Source organism: Maricaulis sp., assembly GCF_030149235.1.
GTDB lineage: Bacteria > Pseudomonadota > Alphaproteobacteria > Caulobacterales > Maricaulaceae > Maricaulis.
In genome coordinates this window covers 43939-69367 of the sequence record NZ_JASBRW010000085.1, presented here as the reverse complement: position 1 = coordinate 69367, position 25429 = coordinate 43939, and the positions used below count along the sequence as shown (strand labels likewise).

The following is a 25429-nucleotide window of genomic DNA, read 5'->3' as shown; positions in this document are numbered from 1 at the left end:
CCGTTTAGGGGGCCACACGTCAGCTGGCGCAGGCGCGCGCCGTTTCCAGGTCTTGCGGGCAGTCATAGACCCGCACCCAGTCAATCAGGAATTGTTTTGGATAGCCCTCAAGGCGGACACCGCCCAGCGTCAGGCTTTCAGCGAGATTGCCGCCGATCGCCAGATTGAGGATCAGGAAGAACTCCTTGTCGAACGGCGCATTCGGATTGCCATTCGCGAGTTCGCTGTCGGTACGCCAATTAGTCGGCGTCAGGCTTCCATAGCTTTCGCCATTGAGGAACCACTCGATTCGGCCCTCGGTCCATTCGATCGCGAACACATTGAATTGCTGTTCGTTATCCGGACCCGTCGGGATCGTCGTATTACGGTTCATATAGCGGTTTTCCGGCCAGGCTCCGCCGAAGTGGAGGGTGCCGAACATGCGGTTCTCGACGCGACCGCGGCATTCACGGCACCGTTCGCCGAGATTGACGGCTTCGAGGATGTCGATTTCGCCGGACAGGGCCCAGGGACCGTAATACTCGTCCGTCGGCAACATCCAGATCGCCGGCCAGGTGCCCTGACCTTCAGGCAGGCGGGCACGGACCTCGATCCGTCCATAGCGCCAGTCGCCATGGCCGCGCGTATTCAGACGGGCCGAGGTAAAGGGCTGAGTATTGGTCTCTGCCCTTTGCTCTTCCGACATGCCCTCGCGCATATGCGCAGGCCAGGCCGGCCCCGTGGCTTCACCGAGGCGCGCCTCGATGACGAGACAACCGTCTTCGACACGGGAGTTCTGATCGAACGGCGTGTAGCACTGCCGCTCTTCATTACCGCCGCCCCAACAGTCAACCTCGCGATTCCAGCGTTCGGGGTCGATGGCGTTACCATCGAACTCGTCCGACCAGGCCAGACGCCAGGAGGAGGTCTCTTCTGAGATCCCGCCCTGGCCGTCACAGGCCGCGATTGCGGACGGCGTCACGAGCGCAATAGCGCCGATTGCCCCAGCCATTACTCTCATGACGCCGCTCCTCATCGCTCACGCCCCCTTAGCGACGCACGCGGAAACGGACACCATAGGTGCGCGGGCGCGAGAAGAAGCGGGTGTTATCAAACTGGGTGATAACGATCGCCTGCTCACGCTGCTCGTCCGTCAGGTTCTGGACATAAGCCTCGAAGCGGATGTTTTCGTTCCCGCCCGGGTTATAGCCAGCACCGGCATCAATCGTGGTGTAGCCCTCGACCAGGTCATTCACGCGCAGCGGATCATCATTCACCAGATCAAACTCCGGATAGATGACGCCGTTGAACAGGTCCTGGTGCTGCTCGGAACGGTAACCGACCGAGACGATCCAGTCCGCATCACCATGGTCGAAGCTCAGAACCTGGCTCAGAGAGGTCTGAATGCTCCACTCCGGCGTACGACGCAGGCGGAAGCCGTCGATCGACTGCGGGATGGCCTGGGCCGGCGCAACGTCAGCCTGGAAGCGGCTGTCGGAGACCAGCTCGGAGTTCTGGATGCGGGCTTCCGGCATCCACAGAGCCGTACCCTTCCACTGCATGTTGTAAGGCAGGTCGTAACCGGCCTCGAACTGCGCACCGTAGATCTCGGCATCGGAGGCGTTGAAGTTGAAGTTCACCACCGTACCGAGCTGCGAGCCCGGGGTCGCAGACGTGTCGAGGTCAACACCCTGACCATCGAGGATCTGCCCGACAGACAGAAGGACGTTCTGGATCAGGTCCGAATAGTCATAATAGAAGGCCGAAGCATTAAAATACCCCCGCCCATTCGGTGTGTCGAACTCGTACTTGGAGCCGACTTCATAGACGATGACGCTTTCCTCGTTAAAGGTCGGCGCCAGCTCGGACGTGTCGAACGGCACCGGAGCGCTGCCCGTACCCGGGTTGATCGTCACGTTCTCGACCGACGGCAGGTTGTCGTTGAAACCACCGCCATTGTGACCGGTGCTGACCGATGCATAAACCAAGTGGTCATCGGACATATCCATCTCGAAGCGCAAACGCCAGTCGATGAAATCGAAGGAAGTGAAACCGTTCTGCGGCGCGATCTGGCCGAGGAAAGGCAGGGCGTAGGTAAAGATACCGTCGGCTGCGTTATCCCACGGAATACCATCGGTCGTGCTCGGGCAGGTGAAGAAGTCGCCAGCAATCGTATCGACACAGGTCGGGTAGGACGCGATCTGGGTCGGATTGCCGAGATCAACGCCGACCAGCGGGCCGTTGGCGAAGATGTCATCCACATTGTCGCGGGCACCAAAGGTGCGCACGCCGTCGAAGTAGAAGGCCAGCGTCTCTTCTTCGGTGACGTTACCATCCCCGTTGGTGTCCGGGTTGATGATGGTGCGATCAAAGACGTTGAACTCGAAGCCTTCGGTACCGACACGCACACCGCCGCAGCAGACATATCCTGCACCGCCAATGGCGAAGCCATAGCGGGCGTTGACGCCGGTGCGGGTCTTTTCTTCTTCCGAGTAACGCAGGCCCGCAGTGAGGCGGACGGTATCACTGACGGCCCAAGTACCGTCTGCATAGACGGCCCAGGCGTCTGTCTGGGTGCGCTGGTTGAATTCCAAACCCGAGAAGAACAGGCCGCGGTCACCGGTAGTGCCGAGGAAGGTGCGCTGGTCCTCTTCAAACACGAAGACGCCTGCATTCCAGACCGAACCATTGTCCAGCTCGTCGAAGAAGCGGACTTCGTGGACGGTCGACTCAGAATCGGTCACCGACTGGAAGAAGGAGAAGTTGTCGAAGGCTTCGTCAAGATTGCCGTCGGCCGGGTTGCGCAGGTTGTCGATCACGCCGTCATAGAACGGCGAAAGCGGCGTGGCGGCCCGATAATCGTAAACGAGGTCACGGAAACCGCCGATATATTCAACGTTAAACCAGTCAGTTTCCCACTCGGCGTGCGCCTTGAAACCCCAGTGCTCCGTGTCGAGTTCCGGCGTGAAGCCACGACCGATCACGCGGCGCGGATCGTCAATGTCTTCCGGACGCACACCATTGCCCAGCGGGTTGGCATAGTTTGTACCGGTGTAACCGGAACCACCTTCATTGATGTAGTCACCGGTCAGGGTGAGACGGAAAGTCGAGGTCGGCTCGATCATGTAGGAGGCGCGAACGGCCCAGTTCTCAGCCGACTCAGCAACACCAACACCCTCAGCTTCACAGGTCGGGACGGACACGCCAATGTCGCCGCTACAGGGCGATGCATTCTCGTAATAGCTGTCGCGCTCAAGCGCATAGCCGGCCAGGCGGAAGGCAGAGTTCTGCGTCACCGGCACGTTGACCACGCCCTCGAACGAATACTCGCCGAAATTGCCGACGCTGACTTCAGCCGCGGCGTCAAACACGCCCAGGCCGGGGCCCCACGGGATTACGTTAACGGAACCGGCGGTCGCGTTACGACCACGCAGCGTACCCTGCGGGCCGACATTTACCTCGACGCGCTGAATATCAAAGAAGGCGGAACCAAAGCCGCTCGGGCGCGGAATATAGATGCCATCCATGTGGGTCGCCGCAGCCGGCTCGCCGAGCTCGGTATTGTTGGTCGAACCAACACCGCGGATGAAGACCTCGATATTACCTTGGTTGTTACCGATCTGCAGGCCGGGGTAACGGCCATTGAGGTCGGCAATGGACTGAACGCCCAGAAGTTTCATTTCTTCGCCATCGAAGGACGTCGCCGTACCGGCAACATCCTGAAGCGACATTTCGCGGCGCTCGACGGTTACAGTGATCTGTTCCCGCTCTGCACCGGCTTCATTGTCCGCTTCCTGCGCGATGACAGCCGGCGCGAAGGCCAGGCTACCCAGAACGCCGAGCGAAACGGAACGCAAGGCGGATTGCTTGATTGCACGCAAAATCATCAGATTTCTCCCCTCGGATGCCCGTCCGGTTTTCCGGTCCATGGGCCCTTACCGTAAACGCTCTCGTTTTTGTCCAACCTTGTCAAGACAAATGTGTCAGATTTTTATTATGTCTAGACAAGAAGATAACGAATAAACGCCGTTTAGCGTTTCGGGGCAGGTGCCGTGGATTGGCGAATCTTCAATTCGTAACCAAGGGTTACGTCATCCGGCCCAGACGTCGCGTCGGACCGGGTCAGTTTTCGCACCGCCTCGTGCGTCATCGCCTCATAGGGCTGCGCTACGGTTGTAAGCGGCGGCCAGATGGTTCTTGCCAGGGGAATATCGTCGAATCCCACCACTGAGACGTCTTCAGGGACTCTCAGATCGAGCCGGTTGGCGACAAAATAGACCGCGGCCGCCATCTCGTCATTCGAAGCAAAGATCGCGGTCGGACGATCCGGCCGGGACAACATGGCCTCCGCTACATCGAGCGCCTCGTCGAAGCTGAAGCCGCCGGGCTGGATCAGGCTTTCATCGATCTCAGCGCCGGAGACGCCGGCCAGCGCCGCCTCATAGCCCTCGCGCCGGCGCTTGGTCGCGATATGCTCGGCATCGCCCGAAATATGACCAATACGGCGATGACCGAGCTCCAGGAGGTGGCTGGTGATTTCCTTCGCTGCGGTAAAGTCATCCATGCTGATCGACGGCGCCCCATCGACCGGCTGGGTCGGTGAAATAAGGACAAAGGACACGCCGCGCTCGATGAGCTGGTCGTGCAAGACTGTCGACCCGCACAGAGGCGGCACCAGGATCATGTTCTTCACCCGGGTGCGGGCGAGGAAGGCACTGAGCTGCTTGTCCCAGTCATCGGCGCGCTCATCGAAGAGGCCGGCAGCGAGGAAGTACCCGACCTCGTCACAGGCCTGCAGCGCGGCATGATGAAAGCGCGACTGGAAGCCGCTCGACGGGTCCCCGAACAGCATGCCGATCGAGCGCGAGCGCCCGGACCGCAGCTCCCGGGCGGCATGGCTGGGATTATAGTCCAGCTCCTTCATTGCCTTGAGCACACGCTCGCGCGTCGCCGCACGCACAGCGCTCTGGTCGTTCATCACGCGTGACACGGTCTTGATTGAAACCCCGGCGCGTTTGGCAACGTCGAAGATGTTCGCCATGCAAGCCTATCCAATTGGCGTTGTCATTCCGCCGCGATCCGCCCGGTGTTCCAGTCCGGTGAATCGCTGCCCGTCCTATTGGGATAAAGCGTCACGCCGGGAAGCGCAAAACCCGATATGTCGCAGGCCTTCCTCACCCGATGTTAGACCAAAGTCGCTCTAACCGGAGGGCGATCGGTCTGTCATCTTGCCCAGGTGCTGGAAAACCAGCACTTTGCGGGAGGCAAGCAATGACGGACATTATGGACACAAACACCCCGCACCAGACCGAAGATCACGACGTCACCGAAGATGTCACCAAGGCTTATTGGCGCGAAAACCTCACGCTGATGGGCATTCTGCTCTCGATCTGGTTCGCGGTGTCTTTCGGCGCGGGCATTCTCGCGCGGGACTGGCTCGACCAATTCTCAATCGGAGGAGCCCCGCTGGGCTTCTGGTTCGCTCAACAAGGCGCCATCTTCGTCTTCGTGGCTCTGATCTTCGTGTACTCCTTCAGGATGCACCAGATCGAGAAGAAGTACGGAATGGACGACGACAACGACTAGGAGGCGGAAATGGATTCGACCCTGCTCTGGACCGCATTCTTCGTTATCGCGACGTTCGGTCTCTACATCGGCATCGCCGTCTGGGCGCGTGCCGGTTCTACTGATGAGTTTTATGTGGCGGGCCATGATGTTCCGCCGATGTTCAATGGCATGGCGACGGCCGCCGACTGGATGAGCGCTGCCTCATTCCTGTCCATGGCCGGCATCATCGCCTTTTCCGGCTATGACGGCTCGGTCTACCTGATGGGCTGGACCGGCGGCTATGTCCTGCTGGCGCTCTTGCTGGCACCCTATCTGCGCAAATTCGGCAAGTTCACCGTGCCCGACTTCGTCGGCGACCGCTATTACAGCCAGGCCGCGCGTATCGTGGCTGTGATCTGCGCCCTGTTTATTTCCTTCACCTATATCGCCGGGCAGATGCGCGGCGTGGGCATCGCCTTCTCCAACTTCCTGCACGTTCCGATCGAGGTCGGCGTCATTGTCGGCGCTATCATCGTTCTGTTCTATGCAGTTCTGGGCGGCATGAAGGGCATCACCTACACGCAGGTGGCGCAGTATTGCGTGCTGATCTTCGCCTTCATGGTTCCGGCGATTTTCCTGTCGCTGCAGATCACCGGCACGCCGATCCCGCAGCTGGGCTTTATCGGCAATGCCGAGAACGGCACGCCGCTACTGCTCAATCTCGACCGGACCCTCGTCGATCTGGGCTTCCAGCCCTACACGGAAGGTTTGAAGAGCAAGCTTGATGTCTTCGCGATCGCGCTGGCCCTGATGGTGGGCACGGCCGGTCTGCCGCACGTCATCATTCGCTTCTTCACCGTTCCCAAGGCGTCCGATGCCCGCAAGTCTGCAGGGTGGGCCCTGGTATTCATCGCCGTGCTCTACACGACCGCGCCGGCCGTGGCTGTTTTCGCCCGTTCGAACTTCATCGATACGGTCAATGAAAGCACCTATTCGGTCGAGGCGGCGCGCGGCGAGATTCCGGCCGCTGACCTGCCGGAAGGCTCCACACCCGGCTGGTTCTACAACTGGGAACGCACGGGTCTGCTCGGCTTTACCGATCACAATGGTGACGGTCGTATCCAGTATCGCGCCGACCCGGCGACCAATGAGGTCACGACGCTCGATCGCGACATTTTCGTGCTGGCCAATCCGGAGATCGGCAATCTGCCGGGCTGGGTGATTGGTCTGGTCGTCGCTGGCGGCCTCGCAGCAGCATTGTCAACGGCTGCCGGCCTGCTCATGGTGATCTCATCAGCCGTGTCACACGATCTGTGCAAGAAAGTCCTCGTTCCGGGTATGAGCGAGAAGCAGGAATTGCTGGTCGCTCGCTCCGCGGCCGTGGCAGCAGTCCTGATCGCCATCCTGGCCGGCATCTATCCGCCCGGCTTTGTGGCCGCGGTTGTCGCCTTCGCTTTCGGCCTGGCTGCAGCGAGCTTCTTCCCGGTCATCTTCCTGGGCATTTTCTGGAAGCGTATGAACAAGGAAGGCGCTATCGCCGGCATGTCGACCGGCCTGTTGATGACGGGCGCCTACATCGTCCACTTCAAGATCGGTTTCTCCTCGGTCGTGCTCGGCGTCCTTGCCGTCATCCTGGCCATCGCCGCGGCGATCCTTTTCCTAGGCACACGCCAGGAAGGGAAGTCGACCCCGGCGCTGATGTACAGCGCAGGTGGTCTGGCCCTGGTCGGCCTGCTGGGACTGATCGGCGTCCTGCCGAACATCCCGATGGGGACCACCGATCAGTGGTTCCTCGGCATTTCTCCGGAGGGCTTTGGCACCGTCGGCATGTTCTTCAGCTTCGCTGTGGCTACCGCCGTCGCGCTGGCGACCAAGACACCGCCGCAGGATGTGCAGGACATGGTGGAGGATATTCGTATCCCGTCCATCCGCGCCCATCCTGTGCATGGCAACGCACCGGCCGAGTAATCGAGCCGCTGCAACACAAACCGGCCCCGGTCCACGTGACCGGGGCCGGTTTGCTTTGCTCTTGTCCCCTTCAACAGACCACGCAATGATCACAATGCGTTAGCCGGGGAGGGTCTGCGCCGCATGTCGATCAACGCCGTTGCCATAACGCTCGGCCTGTACACGGCTTTCCTGTTCCTGCTCGCAGCCTGGGGAGATCGCCACGCGGAGCGGCTGGATCATAATACACGGCTACGCAGTCTGCTGCTGGCCCTGTCGCTGGGCGTTTACTGCACCAGCTGGACCTTCTACGGCGCCGTTGGCGAAGCCTCCCGAAACGGCTGGGACTATCTGCCCATCTATCTTGGCCCGGCGCTCCTCTTCCTTCTGGGCTACCCGATAATCCGCCGCCTCGTTCGGCTCGGGCGCAAACATGATACCGGCTCGATCGCCGACTTCCTGGCGGCCCGGTTCGGCAAGTCCGCCCTCGTCGGCTCCCTTGCTGCGATCGTTCTGGCCGTCGCCTCGGTGCCCTATGTCGCGCTGCAGCTCAAATCGACCGCTACCAGCCTCGAACTCCTGGTCGGCAGCGAGGCGCGCGAGATTGACTGGGCCTTGCTGTCCACCATCGCCTTTGCCGCCTTCGCCATCCTGTTCGGCGCCCGCCGGCCGGACACGTCCAGCGGCAATCGCGGCCTCGTCCTCGCTGTCGCCTTTGAAGCCGTCGTCAAGCTGATCGCCATGATCGCGATCGGCGTGCTGGCCTGGACGATCTGGAAGGGCATGCCCGCCATGGAGCAACAGGCCACGCTTGCGGCCTCGCCGCTGACCGCACCCGATCTGGGTGTCCGCTTTGTCGTGCTGACTGTGCTGGCCGGCTTTGCAGCACTGTGTCTGCCGCGGCAATTCCACATGCTCGTCGTGGAAGCGCGGCAGCCGGACGACACTCGGCGCTCTCGCTGGGCTTTCCCAGCCTATCTCGGCCTGGTCGCCCTCGTCGCCCCGCCCGTGGCGCTGGCGGGAACCATGCTCAGCGGCGACACCAATCCGGACGCCTTTGTCCTTGCCCTGCCGATCGCCGCCGGGTCTGACAGTCTCGCCCTCCTTGCTTTTATCGGCGGCTTTTCAGCCTCTGCCGGCATGATCACAGTCGGCGCCCTGGCCCTGTCGACCATGCTGGTTGATGCTGTGGCCGCGCCTGTCCTGTTGCAGCGCGGCGTACAGAACCGGCCCCGAAACCTGGCCTCCCGCCTGCTGAACTACCGTCGCGCCACCATCCTACTCCTGCTGCTGGCCGCCTATCTCTTCCATCTCGGACTCGACCGGCAGATGGCACTTGCCGATATCGGCCTTGTCGCCTTTGCCGGCGCGGCGCAGCTCGGACCGGCGCTCCTATTCGGCCTGTACTGGAAACGGGCGAACCGGGCTGGTGCCGTCGCCGGCATAGTGACCGGTAGCGCGCTCTGGTTCACCCTGGTCCTGCTTCCCGCCTATGGCGGCACCCCTCTCGCCCTACCGGGCGAGGCCGATGCCTTTGCCTGGACGACCGTGCTCAGCCTGGTCTGCAATGCCATTGCCTTCATCATTGCCGTGGCCTTCTCCCCGGCCCACCTGACCGACCGGGTCCAGGCCGCGCGCTTTTCCGACCGGGACCAGACCAGCCCGGCAGCAGCGGCCGCGACCATCCGCCTGACTGATCTGCGCACCCTGTTTGAACACGTACTCGGCGCCGATGGCGCCCAGCAGGCCGTCACGGATCTGCAAGCCATCGCCGGACGGCCCCTGGAAAGCGGCGGGCCGGTCCCCCGGGAAGTCCTCAACTGGTGCGAGGCCCGCCTCGCCCGGGCCGTGGGCGCACCGGCCGCCCGCATCCTTATCGCCCAGGTCCTGCCCGGCGGCGGCTTGAGTGCCAGTGACGTGGTCACCCTGATCGACGAAACCTCGGAGATTATCCGGACCTCAGAGACGGCCCGGGAGGAAACCGAGCGCTCGGTCCAGTTCTACATGGATCATGTGCCCGCACTAATCTCCTTCTCCGATCAGGATGAATGCCTGCGTTTCGCCAACCGGGCCTATCTCGACTATTTCGGGCTGGAGGCCGGCATCACCGGTCATCGCATCGCCGAATACCTCTCCGCAGAAGAATATGCCCGGCGCGCGCCTTATATTGCCGCGGCGCTGCAGGGTGAGCGTCAGGTCTTCGATATTTCGCGCACCACGCAAGGCGGCGCAGCCCAGACCTGGCAAGTGCTCTACCAGCCCCGGATCGAAGCCGGCGAGGTGGTCGGTTTCTTCGGCGTCTACCAGGACATCACGGCCCGCCGCGTGGCCGAGGAAGGCCTGATGGAGGCCTATGCCACGCTGGAAGACAAGGTCCGCGAACGCACCGCCGAGCTCGAAGCCGAAAGCGCCAAGCGCCTTTCTCTGGTGGAAGACTTGGAAGCGGCCAACGCCCTGGCCGAGGCCGCAACACAGTCCAAGACCCGCTTCCTCGCCGCAGCCAGTCATGACCTGTTACAGCCCCTCTCGGCGGCGCGCTTGCTGACCTCGGCCCTCGGCAGTGAACTGGAAGCGTCAACCGACTCCACGCAAAGCCTTCTCCAGCGCATCGACCAGTCGATCGAGAATGCCGATCTCCTGCTGCGGGCCCTGCTGGATATTTCCCGTCTCGATGCGGGCGGTGTTACCCCGGATATCAGCCGCTTCCCGCTCGACGCCCTGATCGCTGAAACCGCGGCCCCTATGGCGGAAAAGGCCGCCGAAAAGGGCCTGAGCTTGCGCACAGTCCCCAGCGGCCTCTGGGTCGAAAGTGATCGCGGCCTGATGATGAGCGTGCTGCAGAACCTGATCGCCAACGCGGTCCGCTATACGCAAAGTGGCGGTGTGCTCATCGGGGCACGACGGCACGGCGCGACGATTGTCCTGCAGGTCATCGACACCGGCCCCGGCATAGCCCCCGAAGCACGCCGGCAGGTCTTCAAGGAGTTCGAGCGCGGCCAGGGCACACGCGCCGATGACCGGGGCCTTGGACTGGGCCTGGCGATTGTCGACCGCATCGTGCAACGCCTCGGCCATACCATCACCATTCTCGACGGCCCCGAGGGCGGGTCGACCTTCCAGGTCGACATGCCGCGCTGCGCGCCTCAGGCCGAGCCCAAGCCGAAACGCCGCTCCCGGTCCCGAACGCGCGACCTGAGCGGGGTCGAAGTGCTATGCTTGGACAATGATCCGGCCGTTCTGGAGGGGTTCACCGAATTGCTCGGGCGATGGGGGTGCCAGGTCACCGCCGCCCGGGATGAAGCCGAGGCCCGGACCGCCTATCCCGACAGCGGCCCGGATCTGGCGATTATCGACTACCAGCTGGACGACGGTGAAACCGGTCCGGATGTGTTTGAACGGCTGTGCGAGGACTGGGGTGCACATCCGCCGGCTCTTCTGGCAACCGCCGAGAAAGGTCCCCATGTCGAGGCCGCCGCGACGCGGCTCGGCATGGCCGTGATCACCAAGCCTGTAGCGCCGGCCGTACTGCGCGCGAGCCTGACCGCCCTGCAGACCCGGCGGCGCCAGAAATCAGCCGGATGATCTGCGAACGCTAGACCTTGGCCGGTTCGACGAAAAGGGATTGGGCAATCAGGACCGCCTGGGTCCGATTGATCACACCCAGCTTGCGGAAAATCGCGGTGACGTGTGCCTTCACCGTGGCGATGGAAATATCCATATCATAGGCGATCTGCTTGTTGAGCCGGCCGGCGGCAAGCCCTTCGAGGACGCGGAGCTGGGCCGGCGTCAGGGTGGCCAGCAAGGCGGCATGATCGACGCTCTCATCATCGGCAACATCCTCGGCATCAGCCGGCAGCCAGACCTCGCCCTCGCGCACGGCCTGCAGCGCCGCACAGATGGTGTCGAGATCCGCGGTCTTGGGGATGAAGCCCGAGGCACCAAACTCGACCGCGCGATAGGCAATGCCCGGCGCATCACTGGCCGACACGATAACCACCGGAATGGCAGGATAATCGCGCCGTAGCTCGGTCAGGCCGATAAAGCCGGAACTGTCGCCCATATGCAGGTCGAGACAAACCAGATCGACCGGCCCCTTGGCCATCGCCGCCTTGGCCGCGCCCAGACTGTCGACCTCAACCGGTTCGATATCGCCCTCAAGCCGGCGCACCGCTTCCAGCAGGGCGGCCCGGACCAGCGGGTGATCATCAGCAAGAAGAATGCGTTCTTTGGCCATTCAGGGCGAATTCCAACAGCGGCTTGGATCGATTGCATCCCATCATAGTCCGAGCGCGAAAGCCTGTCTTCTTAGCCCAAAGTCGTAGTCCGATTTGCCCGCTCTACGACCTTTGGAGAATACCGGCGCGCTCCCCCTTTTCCGATACTTCCAGGCCAGACGGACACGAGCGGCAGACCGCCGGCAAGAAACGTCCGGGGAGGACTATCAATGTTGAATTCGCGTTTGCTCAAAACCAAACTTGGCCTGACCACCGCCGTGCTCGCCCTGTCGGCCGGCTTTGCGCCCATGGCCGCGGCCAGCAGCAATCCGGATCTGGAAGCACGTATCGCCGCCCTCGAAGCGATGATTGCGGAGCTGCGCCAGGAGGTCGCCGCCGGCCAGGCCACTGATGCGGTACAGGTAGAGCGCGTCGAACAGATCGAAGCCCGGGTCGCCGCGGCTGCGGCGGTACCGGCATCGGCTGGCGAGTCCGGCTTCATGGCGGGCAATACCCGCATCACCATGGGCGGTTTCGTTGATGCCGATTATCATGTCACCGAGCTCTCCGATGGGGATTTCGCACCGACTTCGATCGCCCGAGATTTCTACATACCCGGCGCCACACCGATCGGCGGATCTGGCGACAGCCGGGTCGATAATGACTTCACCGCCAAAGGCACTCGCTTCTTCTTTGCCACGAGCACCCCGACCGACAATGGCGATATCCGCGGCCGCCTCGAATTCGACTTCCTGGGTTCGCCGGGCGGTAATGAGCGGGTCTCGAATTCCTATAATCCGCGCCTGCGCGCCGCCTGGCTGCAATACGGCAATTGGCGCATGGGCCAGGACTGGTCGACCTTCCAGAACACCGGCGCCATACCCGAAAGCGCCAGCTTCCTGGTCGCCTCTGACGGCATGGTTTTCGTTCGCCAGGCGCAGTTGCGCTACACCTCCGGCAATTGGCAGGTAGCGCTGGAGAACCCGGACACGACGATCACGCCCTTTGGCGGCGGTGCCCGCATTGATGGCGGTGATGGCGCCATTCCCGACCTCGTCGTTCGCTATAACCAGTCCGGCGACTTTGGCAGCTTCTCTATCGCCGGACTGGCGCGCAATCTGACCTATGAGGGCGGTGCCACGGATGACTCCACTTTCGGCTGGGGCCTGTCGGCATCGGGCCGGATCAATCTGGGTGAGGGCTCGGACTTGCGCTTCTCGCTCAGCGGCGGTGAAGGCATGGGCCGCTATATCGGCCTGAATGCCGCCAATGGTGCCGTAATGGACGGAAATGGCGGCATCGAGGCCATCCCGTCCTTTGGCGGGCTGGTCGCCCTGCGCCAGGACCTGGGCGAGGGACGCCGCTTCAATGTCGGTTACTCGCATCTCGAGATCGACAATGACGTCGCCCTGAGCGGGTCGGCAGCGACCGCCAGCGTCTATTCCGGCTTCGCCAATTACATGGTCACGCTCGCCCCGGGCATTACCGCCGGCGCCGAGCTGCTGATCGGCGAACGCGAGCTGGAAAGCGGTGCCTCGGGCACGATCAGCCGCGCCACCTTCTCAACCAAGTACACGTTCTAACCCCAGCGCCGCGAGATCGGCAAAGGAGAGATCGACATGGACGGACAAACCCTACTCGACAAGCCGGACACCGCACCGGAACGCGTGGCGGTCAAGCCCGATTACGCCGAGCGCGGCAAGATCAACGCGGAGCGCTACACGGCGAAATACCTGCAATCCATCCAGCAGCCGGAGACGTTCTGGCGTGAGGAACTGGAGCGTCTCGACTGGTTCAAACACCCGACCCAGCTGGACAATTCCAACTGGGACCCGGACCAGCTGAAAATCTCCTGGTTCGAGGACGGCATTCTCAACGTCGCCCATAACTGCATCGACCGGCACCTGCCGGAGCGCGCCAATGATGTGGCGATTATCTGGGAAGGCGATAATCCCGGCTTCCACCACGCCATCACCTACGCCCAGCTGCACAATCACGTCTGCCGTTTCGCCAATGAGCTTAAGGCCATTGGCGTCAGGAAGGGCGACCGGGTGATGATCTACATGCCGATGATCGCCGAAGCGGCCTACGCCATGCTGGCCTGCGCCCGGATCGGCGCCGTGCATTCAGTCGTCTTTGGCGGTTTCTCCCCTGACGCTCTCGCCGGACGGATCGAGGACTGTGGCGCCCGTTTCGTCGTTACCGCCGATGAAGGCGTACGCGGCGGCAAGGCAGTGCCACTGAAAGCCAATGTGGATGCGGCCCTGGACCGGGTCCAGGTCGATGGTGTGCTCTGCATCCGCCATACCGGTGGCGCCATCGGCTGGACTGAGGGCCGAGATCACTGGCACCACGAGCTGGCCCTGCAGGTCGACGCTAATTGCCCGGCAGAACCGATGAATGCGGAAGACCCGCTCTTCATCCTCTACACCTCCGGCTCGACCGGAAAACCCAAGGGCGTGATGCACACCACGGGCGGCTACCTGCTCTGGACCGCCATGACCTTCGACTACATTTTCGACGTGCAACCGGGCGAGGTGTTCTGGTGTACCGCCGATATCGGTTGGGTCACCGGCCACACCTATCTGATCTACGGACCGCTCGCCAATGGCGTCACCACGTTGATGTTCGAGGGCGTACCGACCTATCCGGGCCCCGACCGGTTCTGGCGTGTCGTTGCCAAACACCAGGTCAATGTCCTCTATACCGCCCCGACCGCGATTCGGGCCCTGATGCGCGAGGGCGACGAGCATGTCGTCAAGCATGACCGGTCCTCGCTACGCCTGCTGGGCAGTGTCGGCGAGCCGATCAATCCGGAGGCGTGGTCGTGGTATTACCGTGTTGTCGGTGAGGAGCGTTGCCCGATCGTCGATACTTGGTGGCAGACCGAGACCGGGGCCTGCCTGATCACGCCGCTGCCCGGCGCCCATGACCTCAAGCCCGGCGCGGCCTCCAAGCCCATGTTCGGCATCGAACCGGCCCTGGTTGATAATGATGGCGTCATGCTCACCGATGATGGCGCGATCGAGGGCAATCTCGTCCTGCTGGGGTCCTGGCCCGGCCAGATGCGTACCGTCTATGGCGACCACAAGCGCTTTGCCGAGACCTATTTCACCACTTATCGCGGCCTCTACTTCACCGGCGATGGCGCCCGCCGCGATGCCGACGGGTATTGGTGGATCACCGGCCGGGTGGATGATGTGCTCAACGTTTCAGGTCATCGCCTGGGTACGGCCGAGATCGAGAGCGCACTGGTCTCCCACCCACTCGTCGCCGAAGCCGCAGTCGTGGGCTATCCGCACGATATCAAGGGACAAGGCGTCTACTGCTACGTCACCCTGAAAGCCGGCCTGCAGCCGACTGAGGCCACCGCCAAGGACTTGCGCAAACATGTGCGCCAGGAAATCGGGCCGGTCGCGACTCCAGACCTGCTCCAGTTTGCGCCCGGCCTGCCCAAGACGCGCTCCGGCAAGATCATGCGCCGCATCCTGCGCAAGATCGCCGAGGACGAGTTCTCCAATCTCGGCGACATCTCAACGCTGGCCGACCCTTCCGTTGTTGAACAACTGATCGAAGGCCGGCTCAATAGATAGCGGTTCCCTCCCCGACCCGACCGCTGAAGCTGCCGCCGGAGCATTCCCGCTCCGGCGGTGGTTTTTTGTATCAGGCCGGCTCCGGCAGCTTTACCGCATGCCGGGACGGCTTCTCGCCGCCCGCGCCGTACAGATTGACCTCGAGACTGGAGATCGCATGCACCAGCGTGTTCGGCGCGATGGTCTGACGGCCGGTCCAGCTGATCTGCGGGAAGCGTTCAAGGATCTTGGTCAGAGCCGACTGTAACTGCATCTGGGCAATGCGCTGGCCCAAGCATTTGTGCGGCCCGTGACCAAAGGCCAGGTGCTTGTCGAAATTGTCCCGCGTCATGTCGAAGCGGTCAGGATCGGGGAAGACCGAGGGGTCACGATTAGCCGCCGGATACCAGAGCAAAAGTTTCTCGTCCTTGGCGATGCGCTGGCCATTGAGCTCGGTGTCGTCCAACGCCGTACGCCGCATATGCTGGACCGGTGAGATCAGGCGGATGGCCTCGTGCGTCATGCGCGGGATGAGGCTGGGATCCGCGATCGCCATTTCGCGCTGGTCCGGGAACTCGGTCAGCAGGCGGATCGTGCCCGACAGCGAATTGCGGGTCGTGTCATTTCCGGCGAAAATGATCAACAGCCAGGACCCGTCGAGATATTCCTGCGGCAGCGGCTTGCCCGCCATCTGTGTATTGGCAATCGCGGTCAGGAGATCACGCCGCGGATTGGCCCGCCGGTCCGCCATGACACGCTCGCCATAATCGAACATCTCGTTGACGTAGTGGTAGAATTTGATCGGGAACCAGGGCCGGCGCGAGAGCAGGGTCCACGGGTTCACATAATACTGGTTGGCCAGCTCCAGATAGTGCATCCACTGGATGACCTTGGGCCGGTCCTCCTCGTCAATGCCGAGCATTTCACACAGGGTGAAGAGGGGGACTTCTTGGGAAAAGAGTTTGACGAAATCGACCACCGGACCCTGTTGTTCCATCTCGTCGAGCAGGGCGTCGATCTTGGCATCCACCCGCTCACGCAGCTCGGCAACAAAGCGCGGGATGAAGAAGTCTTTCTGCTGGATGCGCATCTCCATGTGATGCGGCTGGTCCAGATTGATGATCGAGTTGAAGGCGGCGGGAATCAGCTTCTTCGGCCGCCATTCCTTGCGCGGCTTGATGAACATGTTGATGCTGCCGCGTTCGGATGAAAACACGTCATTGGCCAGCTCGGCCTGCTTGATGTCCTCATAGCGCGAAACGGACCAGAAACCGGCCGTCGACTTGTCGGCCGGGCCGGACCACATGACCGGCGCCTCGTCGCGCATGCGCTTGAAGAAGTCGTGCGGGTGTCCCTGCGTCCAGGACTGCGGGTCCCACAATGTGAACTCGTCCAGCATGGGATAGACCGCATCATTCTGCGGCAGGGCCTGAGGACGATCCTCAAGGATGACATCGCTGACGAGTTGCATACTCAAAACGCTCCCAAACCAAAAAGCGAACAGTGTTCACTCCTGGAAGCTAGGGCGCACCCTGCGGGGTTGGCAAGGGCCCGGACGAGATTTCCGTTGACGTCTGCGTCAGACCCAGACTTCGCGGTACAGAGCGACCATCTCGGCCTGGGTCGGAATCCGCGGATTATTGCCCGGTGAACCCGAGGCTTCCGCCTGTTCCGCCATGGTCTCGATCACCGCCTCGAAGCGCGCGTCCTCGACCCCAAACTCGCACAGGGTCGGCACGGAGAGCTCGGCGTTAAGCGCTTCGAGCTCATCGATCAGCCGCGTGCAGGCGCTGGCATCATCGAGGCCTGCATCTGCAATGGCCATGGTCCGCGCGCATTCGGCATAGCGTTCCCGAGCGGCCGGGACAGACCACCGGGTGATGGCCGGCAGCAGCATGGCGTTGGAAAGCCCGTGCGGGACATGGAAGAAGGCCCCGATGGGCCGGCTCATCCCGTGCACCAGTGCCACCGAGGCATTGGAGAAGGCCATTCCGGCCATCGTCGCTCCCGCCATCATCGCCTCGCGGGCGGCGCGATTATCCGGTTCGTGATAGGCGGCGCGCAGATTGGGCGCGATCAGGCGCATCGCCCCGAGCGCCTGCTGGTCGGAAAAGGCATTGGCCTTGCGGCTGACATAGGCCTCGATGGCGTGGGTCAGCGCATCAATCCCGGTATCGGCCGTCGCCCGGGGCGGCAGGCTGATCGTCAACTCATAATCGACAATCGCGGCGGCCGGCATCAGCCCGGGGCCCATGCAGAGCATTTTCTCGTCGGTTGCCGCATCGGTGATCACAGTGACGCGGGTCACTTCCGAACCCGTCCCCGCCGTTGTCGGGATGGCGATAACCGGCACGGCACCGCGTCCGATAATGTGGGGCACTTTGAGGTCGCGCATCGCGCCGCCAGACGCCGCCAGCGCCGCCATGGCCTTGGCGGTATCGATCGCACTACCGCCACCGAGCGCAATGAGCGCATCGAATGCCCCGTCACGGAAGCTGGCGAGACCGTCCTCGACACAATCGACCGTGGGTTCCGGCACTGTGTCGAGGAAGAGGCCGGCTTCGATCCCGGCTTTACGCAACAAGGCCGAGGCCTGCTCGACATAGCCGAGCTGGGCCAGGATTTGGTCAGAGATGATCAGCGGGCGGCGCGCACCGAGACGGGCCAGCACATCGGGCAGGTCCGCCAGGGCCCCACCCCCGATGCGCAGATCCGGCGTCAGGTCGATACGCGCCACCATGCGGATCAGCTCTCGATCTGGAAGGTCAGGCCGGCATGCTCCTGCAGGCGGCCAATCAGCGCCTCACCCATGGCCGGAGCCGGGGTGTAGACGCCGCCCGGGGTCTCATCCCGGCCGACATTCTTGACCAGGCACAGGGCCGACTCGGCGATCATTTTCGAGGTCGAGCCATAGCCCGGGTCCTTGTCGCCGGCGACGCCGGCGGTCAGGCGCGTCCCGTCTTCAGTGACGCCGGTGAACATGGCGTCGTAGAAACCAGTCTCCCGCTCTTCCTTGCTCGGTCCCTCACCCGGCTTGGGCGGGTTTTCCGCCATGGACTTGTCGTTGGCGATCAGTTTGGCGAACTGCTCGCCATTCTCGCCCGGACCGGTCGCAAACATCTCGTCATAGACAAAGTCCTCGCCATAGCGATGGCCCAGGAGGGCGTTGGAGCGATGAACATTCTTGGTGTTGATCGAGGCCATGATGAAGGGCGCCGACCAGGTATTGAGGTCTTCCTCGAAAATCACCTTCATCCCGGAGGGCTGTTTCGGGCCATCAAAATCCGGCACCAGGCTGAACGGGTCGCGCAGACGGTTGATGACGTCCGGCTCCTTGGCTGCACGGGCCATGGTCTCGGCAAAGCTCGCCGCGGTACCGCCGGAGAACGTGCCCTTCATCTTGCGCACACGGCCTTTGACGCGCGACAGCGGAGCGCCGGACGTGGCAATGGCATGCTGCTGCAGGAAGTAGACGCCGAGGTCGAACGGGATGGAGTCGAAACCGCAGGACAGGACGATACGCGCGCCGCTGGCCTTCGCCGGGGCGTCGTAATTGCGGATGATGTCATACATCCAGGCCGGCTCGCCGCACAGGTCGACATAATCGGTGCCGGCCTCGACGCAAGCCTGGATCAGCGGCTCACCATAGAGCTGGTAGGGCCCAACAGTGGTAACGACCGCGGCAGTTGCTTCCGCCATTGCCTTGAGCGAGGCGGGGTCCGCGCTGTCGGCGACGACCAGCGGCGTATCGGCCGGAGCCCCGATCTCATCGCGCACGGCGGCAAGCTTGTCGGCCGAGCGTCCGGCCATCGCCCAGCGGACGTCTGAGCCGTATTCGGCAGCGAGATATTCAGCGACGAGACGGCCGGTAAAGCCCGTCGCGCCGAAAACGACGACGTCATAAGTGCGCGTATTCATTTTGATTGTCCTGGTCTGGGAGTGGCGAGGATCTGATTTGGACGCTCAACTTGCCGCCCGGATGGAGGCGAGTCGAGGGCCAAGTGAAATGACGCGCTAGAGGATTAGTGCGTCACCACCGAAATCAAGAGGCCAAAGGCCAATAGTCGAGACCGCACCGGTCAGCTGTTTTCCGCCTCGCGATGCATGGCCTTGTCCACCGCCCGTTGCCGCGCAACGATTTCGCGGCCCTGGACATGGACGAAGTCAGCCCGCACCACATCCCAATTGGCCAGCAGCTGGTCCGCCTGGGCGGACCCGGTCTGGGCCAGGTGTTCGATGATCAGGGAGCGGCACAGCGCATCGGCTTCACGCTCGAGCGGGCTGACCACTACCGTCTCGCTGTTGAGACGCGCGGCGAGCCGGTCCTCCGGGTCGTAGACGAGGACATCGCCGCCGGTCATGCCGGCCGCGAAATTGTCGCCGACCGGGCCGATCAGGACAACGACACCGCCAGTCATGTACTCACAGCCATTCGCCCCGCAGCCTTCGACGACCGCCTGGGCCCCGGAATTCCGCACGGCAAAGCGCTGGCCGGCACGGCCGGCGGCGAACAGCCAGCCGGAGGTGGCCCCGTAGAGACAGGTATTACCGATAATGGCGTGGTGGTGGTTTTCCAGCGTTGAACCGCGATAGGGCCGCACGACCAGCTTGCCGCCGGACAGGCCCTTGCCGACATAGTCATTGGCATCGCCGTCCAGCTCGATGCGCAGCCCACGCGCTGCAAACGCGCCCAGCGACTGCCCCGCCGACCCGCGCAGGCGAACCGTCAGGTAGTCCTCGCCGGGCCCGCGCGCGCCGAAGCGAGAAACGAACTCGGAGGAAGTGCGCGCACCGATCGCACGATCGGTATTCCGCACATCGTAATCGAGTTGCATCTTCTCGCCGCGGTCAAAGGCCGGGGCCGCATCGACCAGGATGCGGTCATCCAGCGTCGGCGACACGTCATTGCGCTGCATCCGGGTCGAACGGGCCGGCCGGTCGGCGGCATCGGCGCGCGCCATGATGGCGCTGAGATCGAGGTCATCGAGCGTCGAGGATCCGCGGCTGACCTGGGTCAGCAAGTCGGCCCGGCCGATCACGTCTTCAAGCGAGGTAGCGCCGAGGCTGGCCAGGATATCGCGTACATCCTGGGCCAGATAGGTCATCAGATTGACCACATGATCAGGCGCACCGCCAAAGCGGGCGCGCAGATCATCATCCTGGGTACACACGCCCACCGGACAGGTATTGGAGTGGCACTGACGCACCATCAGACAGCCGAGCGCCAGAAGTGCCGTGGTGCCGATACCGAATTCCTCGGCCCCGATCATCGCGGCAATGACGATATCGCGACCGGTGCGGATACCCCCATCCGCGCGCAGGGTGACGCGCTCGCGCAACCCGTTGAGGGACAGCATCTGGTGCGCCTCGGCGAGGCCCAGCTCCAGCGGCCCGCCGGCAAACTTGATCGAGCTCAGCGCCGCGGCACCCGTGCCCCCGACCGACCCCGAAATATTGATCACATCGGCGCGCGCCTTGGCGACACCGGCAGCGACGGCACCGACCCCGGCCGCAGCGACCAGTTTCACACCGACTCGGGCAATCGGGTTGATCTGTTTGAGGTCGTAGATCAGCTGCGCCAGGTCCTCGATGGAGTAGATATCGTGGTGCGGCGGCGGCGAGATCAGGCTGACGCCCGGCGTCGACAGGCGCATGCGCGCAATGAAGTCGGTAACCTTGAAACCGGGCAATTGCCCGCCCTCACCGGGCTTGGCACCCTGGGCGATCTTGATCTCGATCTCACGGCACTGATTGAGGTATTCCGCCGTCACACCGAAGCGGCCGGAAGCAATCTGCTTCACCGCCGAGTTAAGGTTCTCCCCGCTCGGCAGGGGCGTGTAGCGCTTGGGGTCCTCGCCTCCCTCACCGGACACGGACTTGGCCCCGATCCGGTTCATGGCGATGTTGAGCGCGCCATGGGCCTCCGGCGATAGCGCCCCCAGCGACATGCCCGGCGTCACAAAGCGCCGGCGAATTCCATTGATGGACTCGACCGCATCAACGCTGACCGCCTTGCCCAGCGGGCGCATGGCCATGAGATCACGCAGATGCACTGGCCCCTGGGCCTCAATGGCTTCACGGTACTGCACCCAGGCCGACGGTTCATTGTCGCGCACGGCCTTGTGCAGGGCGTCAATCGACTGGGCCGAAAGCGCATGCCGGTCGCCGCTGCTGCGCTGACGGAAGAAGCCCCCGATCGGCAAACGGGCCCGCTCATGCTGCCAGGCGCCGCGATGCAGATTGACCAGGCGGCCTTCCAGACCGGACAGGCCCATGCCGGAGATCCGGCTCACCACGCCGGGCAGATAGGTTTCCACCAGGGCCCGCGACAGGCCGAGCACTTCGAAGTCACAGCCCCCGCGATAGGAGGAGATCACCGAAATGCCCATCTTCGACATGACTTTCAAAAGCCCGCCATCGAAGGCCTGTTTGAGCAATTGGGCGCGGGTACGGGCCTCGTCCTCATCACCCTTGGCCGGCGCCGTAACGGTGTCGAAGGCGAGATAGGGGTTTATTGTCGTGGCACCGAGACCGATCAGGACCGCTGCATAATGCGGGTCGGCACACTCGGCCGAGCGCACATTGATCGAGCAGCGATTGCGCAGGCCCTGCTCGGTCAGACGCGCATGAACGGCACCGGTGACAAGGATCATCGGCAGGGCGGCCAGCGTCGCGGTCTGGCGGTGATCGGTCAGGATCAGGTGAGCGGCTCCATGGCGGACCGCTTCAATGGCCTGGTCAATGACCGCATCCATCGCCTCCGCCAGCACCCGGCCATCCCCGCTCGCCTTGGCCGGCTCGAACAGGCAATCGATCTCGCGCACCTCGTCCTTGATGTGCTCGCGCCAGCGCCCGAACGCGCCATTGGTCAGAACCGGGCTGTCCAGCACCAGAACGCTGGAGCGCTGCTGGGCCGGACCGAGCAAATTGCCCAGATTGCGGAAACGGGTCTTCAGCCCCATCACCCGGCCTTCGCGCAGCGGGTCGATCGGGGGGTTGGTGACCTGGGAGAAATTCTGCCGAAAGAAGTGTGACAACGGCCGGTAACTGTCCGACAGCACGGCCAAAGGCGTGTCATCGCCCATCGACCCGACGGCTTCCTTGCCCTCGTCTGCCATGACATTGAGGACCAGCTGCACGCTCTCGAAACTATAGCCCGAGGCGATCTGGCGCCGGACGCGATCCGGCTCATCGAACAGCTCCGGCTCGGCGCCGGGACCAACGACGTCCTCGATATCCTCGATCTCACCGATCCAGCGCCGATAGGGTTGCTGCTCGCTCAACCGGTCGAGGATTTCCGTCTCCCGGTAGAACTGACCTTCCTGCAGATCCAGCGCGATCAAACGGCCCGGCGTGATCGCGCCGCGCTCGACCACATCCTCCGGTGCGATCCGCGCCATGCCGGCTTCGGAGCCGGCGACCAGCATGCCGTCGCGGGCGCGGGCCCAGCGGGTCGGGCGCAGACCATTGCGGTCCAGACCCGCCACGATCCAGCGACCATCAAAGGCGGCAATCGCAGCCGGGCCATCCCAGGGCTCCATCACCGAATTGCAGTAGGCATACATGTCACGCCAGGCCGCCGGCATGACATCCTCGCGCTTGGACCAAGCCTCGGGCACCAGCATGGTCTTGGCCATGGGGGCAGGCAATCCGGTCCGCACCAGGAATTCAAAGGTCTGATCGAGAGCCGCACTGTCCGAGGCGCCGGGCTGGATGACCGGCAGGATATCCTCGCCATTGCCCGCCAGCACCGAGTCCTCGACCAGGCGTTCATGGCTCTTCATCCAGTTGGAATTGCCGCGCAGCGTATTGATCTCGCCATTGTGGGCAAGCATGCGGAAAGGCTGTGCCAGGCGCCATTCCGGAAAGGTGTTGGTGGAATAGCGCTGGTGAAAAATCGCGAAGGGCGAGACGAAATCCGGATTGCGCAAATCCTGGTAGAAGGCGTCGATATCCTGGGCCCGGAACAGGCCCTTATAGATCACGTCGCGCGAGGACAGCGAGCAGACATAGAGCTCCCGCAGGCCTTCCTCCCGAGCCCGCTGCTCGATCCGGCGACGGACCACGTAGAGCGTCCGCTCGACCGCTTCGGGATCGCGCCCACCGGGTTCGCGGAACAGGATCTGCTCGATCTCCGGCAGGGTGGCCCGCGCCTTGTCACCGAGCACGCTGGTATCGATGGGCGGCTGGCGCCAGCCATAGAAGGAAAAGCCCTCGCGCAGGATTTCCGCCTCGACAATGGCGCGCGAGCGTTCCCGGGCACTGAAATCGGTGCGCGACATGAAGATCATGCCGACAATGACATCGCCCTGTTCCGGCTCATGCCCGGTGCGCGCCACAGCGGACTTGAAGAAGTCCTGGGCCACGCCGACCCGGAGCCCCGCCCCGTCACCGGTCAGCCCGTCGGCATCCACCGCGCCGCGGTGCCAGACCGATTTGAGGGCATCGATCGCGGTTTCGACAATTTCGCGGCGGGCCCGTCCCTGGATGTCGGCGACCAGGCCGACACCACAGGCATCGCGATCATCCTCGGGCCGGTAAAGACCAGCCTGTTCGAGCACGTCACGGCGGGCGAGATAGTCAGCGGGCGTTCCCGCGCCGCGGCTCATTCCGCCGCCCCCAGAACTTCGAGCCGGTTATCGAGATAGGCCTTGATGGCCTGCGCGGCATCGAGACCATCTTTCAGGGCCCAGACTACGAGCGAGGCACCGCGGACAATATCACCGGCGGCAAACACGCCATCCAGGCTGGTCATCTTGGTGGCGCGGTCGATTTCAAGCTCGCCGGAGCGGCGCACGGCGAGATCGACCGAGTGCAGTTTTCCCGGCAGGTCTTCCGGTGTGAAGCCAAGGGCGGAAATAACCATGTCGGCCTTGATCTCCTTGATAATTTCCGGGCATGGCTCGACCGCGCGGCGGCCGCCAAGACCCGGCGCACCGAGGCGCATGCCCTGGCCGCGCACGGCGCGGACCGCACCCTCGGCATCATGTTCAATCGCGAGCGGGGCCGTGAGCCAGTGGAACTGCACGCCCTCTTCCTCCGCCGAGACCACCTCGCGAGCCGATCCGGGCATATTGGCGCGGTCGCGGCGATAGAGACAGCTGACCGAGGCGGCACCCTGGCGCACCGCCGTGCGGACGCAGTCCATGGCGGTATCACCGCCGCCAATGACAACGACATCCCGGCCTTCAGCATTGAGCGCATTGTCGTCGGCCGGAGCGTCGCCGAGATCATCGCGATTGGCGCGGATCAGGAAATCCAGCGCGCCGATCACACCCTTGTCGGACCCGGGGCAGTCCAGCTCGCGCGGCACATAAACGCCAGTTGCGAGCAGCACGGCGTGATGCTCCGACCGGATCTCTTCCAGGGTGATATCATGGCCCACCTCGACCCCGAGCCGGAATTCGACTCCAGCGGTCTCGAGACGCTCGATGCGGCATTGCACGACCGGCTTTTCCAGCTTGAAGCCCGGAATGCCATAGATCAGCAGACCGCCCGCCCGGTCCGCGCGTTCATAGACGACAATATCGAACCCGGCCTCGCGCAAACGTTCTGCCGCTGCCAGTCCGGCGGGACCAGACCCGATAATCCCCACGCTCTGACCGCGCGGAGGAGCGACCTGGATCGGCTCGACCCAACCTTCTTCCCAGGCCGTGTCGGTAATGTATTGCTCGACCGAGCCGATGGTTACCGCCCCGTGCGAGGACTTCTCGATGACACAGGCCCCCTCACACAGACGGTCTTGCGGGCAGATACGGCCGCAGATTTCCGGCATGGTCGAGGTCGCCGAGGACAGGTCATAGGCCTCGCGCAAATGGCCGTCGGCGGCGAGGGCAAGCCAGTCGGGAATATTGTTACCGAGCGGACAGCCCGACTGACAAAACGGAACCCCGCACTGGGAACACCGCGAGGACTGCTCGGCCGCGGCGGCGGGCTCGAAGCGATTGCGGATTTCGCGGAAATCCTCGCGCCGTTCGGCGGCGGGGCGTTTGTCGGGATAGGTCTGTCGCAGATCGGTAAATCTTAGCAAGGAAGGCCTCATGCGCCGGCTGAAATATGCCGCAAGTGCAGCATAAATTTCGCATTTGCACAAATTGGGGGCTGCGCCTTGCATGATCTGGTCGCGACCAGACTGTCCCGCGAATGAATATTGCCGCTTTGCCGCCAAGC

General features: G+C 63.2%; 14 protein-coding genes. 5 read left to right on the top strand and 9 right to left on the bottom strand.

The features are described from left to right. Nucleotides 1-19: 19 nt before the first annotated feature. From Q1V51_RS13185 to Q1V51_RS13175, 3 genes are all read right to left on the bottom strand, one after another. The gene (locus Q1V51_RS13185; RefSeq protein ID WP_300557107.1) at nucleotides 20-1000 is read right to left on the bottom strand and encodes a glycoside hydrolase family 16 protein; all 981 of its coding nucleotides are present in this window, start codon (nucleotides 998-1000) and stop codon (nucleotides 20-22) included. Nucleotides 1001-1028: 28 nt separating this feature from the next. Continuing rightward, nucleotides 1029-3866 carry a TonB-dependent receptor gene (locus Q1V51_RS13180; RefSeq protein ID WP_300557105.1) on the bottom strand — a complete coding sequence of 946 codons (2838 nt, stop codon included), beginning with the start codon at nucleotides 3864-3866 and terminating at the stop codon, nucleotides 1029-1031. 143 nt (nucleotides 3867-4009) lie between these two features. After that, nucleotides 4010-5020 (bottom strand): LacI family DNA-binding transcriptional regulator, encoded by a 1011-nt coding sequence (locus Q1V51_RS13175; protein ID WP_300557103.1) that lies wholly within the window; start codon nucleotides 5018-5020, stop codon nucleotides 4010-4012. A gap of 242 nt (nucleotides 5021-5262) precedes the next feature. Here Q1V51_RS13175 and Q1V51_RS13170 point away from each other — a divergent pair, with 242 nt between their 5' ends. The 3 genes from Q1V51_RS13170 to Q1V51_RS13160 all read left to right on the top strand — a co-directional run bounded on the left by Q1V51_RS13170 (nucleotide 5263) and on the right by Q1V51_RS13160 (nucleotide 11055). Continuing rightward, nucleotides 5263-5565, top strand: a complete 303-nt coding sequence (locus Q1V51_RS13170; protein ID WP_366522752.1) for a DUF4212 domain-containing protein — start codon at nucleotides 5263-5265, stop codon at nucleotides 5563-5565. 9 nt (nucleotides 5566-5574) lie between these two features. Beyond that, nucleotides 5575-7494: a sodium:solute symporter family protein gene (locus tag Q1V51_RS13165; RefSeq protein ID WP_300557099.1), complete on the top strand. Its 1920-nt coding sequence runs from the start codon at nucleotides 5575-5577 to the stop codon at nucleotides 7492-7494. A gap of 123 nt (nucleotides 7495-7617) precedes the next feature. After that, nucleotides 7618-11055 (top strand): ATP-binding protein, encoded by a 3438-nt coding sequence (locus Q1V51_RS13160; protein ID WP_300557097.1) that lies wholly within the window; start codon nucleotides 7618-7620, stop codon nucleotides 11053-11055. Nucleotides 11056-11065: 10 nt separating this feature from the next. Here the strand turns inward: Q1V51_RS13160 and Q1V51_RS13155 are convergent, their stop codons facing one another. Then, a complete protein-coding gene (locus tag Q1V51_RS13155; protein WP_300557095.1) occupies nucleotides 11066-11707 on the bottom strand; it encodes a response regulator transcription factor in 642 nt (213 codons plus the stop codon). Between the two features lie 210 nt (nucleotides 11708-11917). Here Q1V51_RS13155 and Q1V51_RS13150 point away from each other — a divergent pair, with 210 nt between their 5' ends. Continuing rightward, nucleotides 11918-13270, top strand: coding sequence for a DcaP family trimeric outer membrane transporter (locus tag Q1V51_RS13150; RefSeq protein ID WP_300557093.1), 1353 nt, complete (start codon nucleotides 11918-11920; stop codon nucleotides 13268-13270). Between the two features lie 36 nt (nucleotides 13271-13306). Then, a complete protein-coding gene (gene acs / locus Q1V51_RS13145; protein ID WP_300557091.1) occupies nucleotides 13307-15280 on the top strand; it encodes an acetate--CoA ligase in 1974 nt (657 codons plus the stop codon). A gap of 70 nt (nucleotides 15281-15350) precedes the next feature. Here acs and Q1V51_RS13140 read toward each other — a convergent pair whose 3' ends face one another. From Q1V51_RS13140 to Q1V51_RS13120, 5 genes are all read right to left on the bottom strand, one after another. Further along, a complete protein-coding gene (locus Q1V51_RS13140) occupies nucleotides 15351-16730 on the bottom strand; it encodes a cytochrome P450 (protein ID WP_300557089.1) in 1380 nt (459 codons plus the stop codon). A gap of 108 nt (nucleotides 16731-16838) precedes the next feature. After that, nucleotides 16839-17999 carry an iron-containing alcohol dehydrogenase gene (locus Q1V51_RS13135; protein WP_300557087.1) on the bottom strand — a complete coding sequence of 387 codons (1161 nt, stop codon included), beginning with the start codon at nucleotides 17997-17999 and terminating at the stop codon, nucleotides 16839-16841. A gap of 5 nt (nucleotides 18000-18004) precedes the next feature. Next, on the bottom strand, nucleotides 18005-19177 hold the full coding sequence (locus Q1V51_RS13130; RefSeq protein ID WP_300557085.1) for a saccharopine dehydrogenase NADP-binding domain-containing protein: 1173 nt from the start codon (nucleotides 19175-19177) through the stop codon (nucleotides 18005-18007). A 161-nt stretch (nucleotides 19178-19338) separates the two neighbouring features. Continuing rightward, the gene (gene gltB, locus Q1V51_RS13125) at nucleotides 19339-23868 is read right to left on the bottom strand and encodes a glutamate synthase large subunit (protein WP_300557083.1); all 4530 of its coding nucleotides are present in this window, start codon (nucleotides 23866-23868) and stop codon (nucleotides 19339-19341) included. Further along, the gene (locus Q1V51_RS13120) at nucleotides 23865-25301 is read right to left on the bottom strand and encodes an NAD(P)-dependent oxidoreductase (RefSeq protein WP_366522751.1); all 1437 of its coding nucleotides are present in this window, start codon (nucleotides 25299-25301) and stop codon (nucleotides 23865-23867) included. The genes gltB and Q1V51_RS13120 overlap by 4 nt, the downstream gene beginning before the upstream one ends. Nucleotides 25302-25429: the final 128 nt, after the last annotated feature.

What these genes read in the sequence shown, in the direction of transcription:
- Q1V51_RS13185 (WP_300557107.1), bottom strand. Translation starts at nt 1,000, where the DNA reads ATGAGAGTAATGGCTGGGGCAATCGGCGCTATTGCGCTCGTGACGCCG.
- Q1V51_RS13180 (WP_300557105.1), bottom strand. Translation starts at nt 3,866, where the DNA reads ATGATTTTGCGTGCAATCAAGCAATCCGCCTTGCGTTCCGTTTCGCTC.
- Q1V51_RS13175 (WP_300557103.1), bottom strand. Translation starts at nt 5,020, where the DNA reads ATGGCGAACATCTTCGACGTTGCCAAACGCGCCGGGGTTTCAATCAAG.
- Q1V51_RS13170 (WP_366522752.1), top strand. Translation starts at nt 5,263, where the DNA reads ATGGACACAAACACCCCGCACCAGACCGAAGATCACGACGTCACCGAA.
- Q1V51_RS13165 (WP_300557099.1), top strand. Translation starts at nt 5,575, where the DNA reads ATGGATTCGACCCTGCTCTGGACCGCATTCTTCGTTATCGCGACGTTC.
- Q1V51_RS13160 (WP_300557097.1), top strand. Translation starts at nt 7,618, where the DNA reads ATGTCGATCAACGCCGTTGCCATAACGCTCGGCCTGTACACGGCTTTC.
- Q1V51_RS13155 (WP_300557095.1), bottom strand. Translation starts at nt 11,707, where the DNA reads ATGGCCAAAGAACGCATTCTTCTTGCTGATGATCACCCGCTGGTCCGG.
- Q1V51_RS13150 (WP_300557093.1), top strand. Translation starts at nt 11,918, where the DNA reads ATGTTGAATTCGCGTTTGCTCAAAACCAAACTTGGCCTGACCACCGCC.
- acs (WP_300557091.1), top strand. Translation starts at nt 13,307, where the DNA reads ATGGACGGACAAACCCTACTCGACAAGCCGGACACCGCACCGGAACGC.
- Q1V51_RS13140 (WP_300557089.1), bottom strand. Translation starts at nt 16,730, where the DNA reads ATGCAACTCGTCAGCGATGTCATCCTTGAGGATCGTCCTCAGGCCCTG.
- Q1V51_RS13135 (WP_300557087.1), bottom strand. Translation starts at nt 17,999, where the DNA reads ATGGTGGCGCGTATCGACCTGACGCCGGATCTGCGCATCGGGGGTGGG.
- Q1V51_RS13130 (WP_300557085.1), bottom strand. Translation starts at nt 19,177, where the DNA reads ATGAATACGCGCACTTATGACGTCGTCGTTTTCGGCGCGACGGGCTTT.
- gltB (WP_300557083.1), bottom strand. Translation starts at nt 23,868, where the DNA reads ATGAGCCGCGGCGCGGGAACGCCCGCTGACTATCTCGCCCGCCGTGAC.
- Q1V51_RS13120 (WP_366522751.1), bottom strand. Translation starts at nt 25,301, where the DNA reads ATGAGGCCTTCCTTGCTAAGATTTACCGATCTGCGACAGACCTATCCC.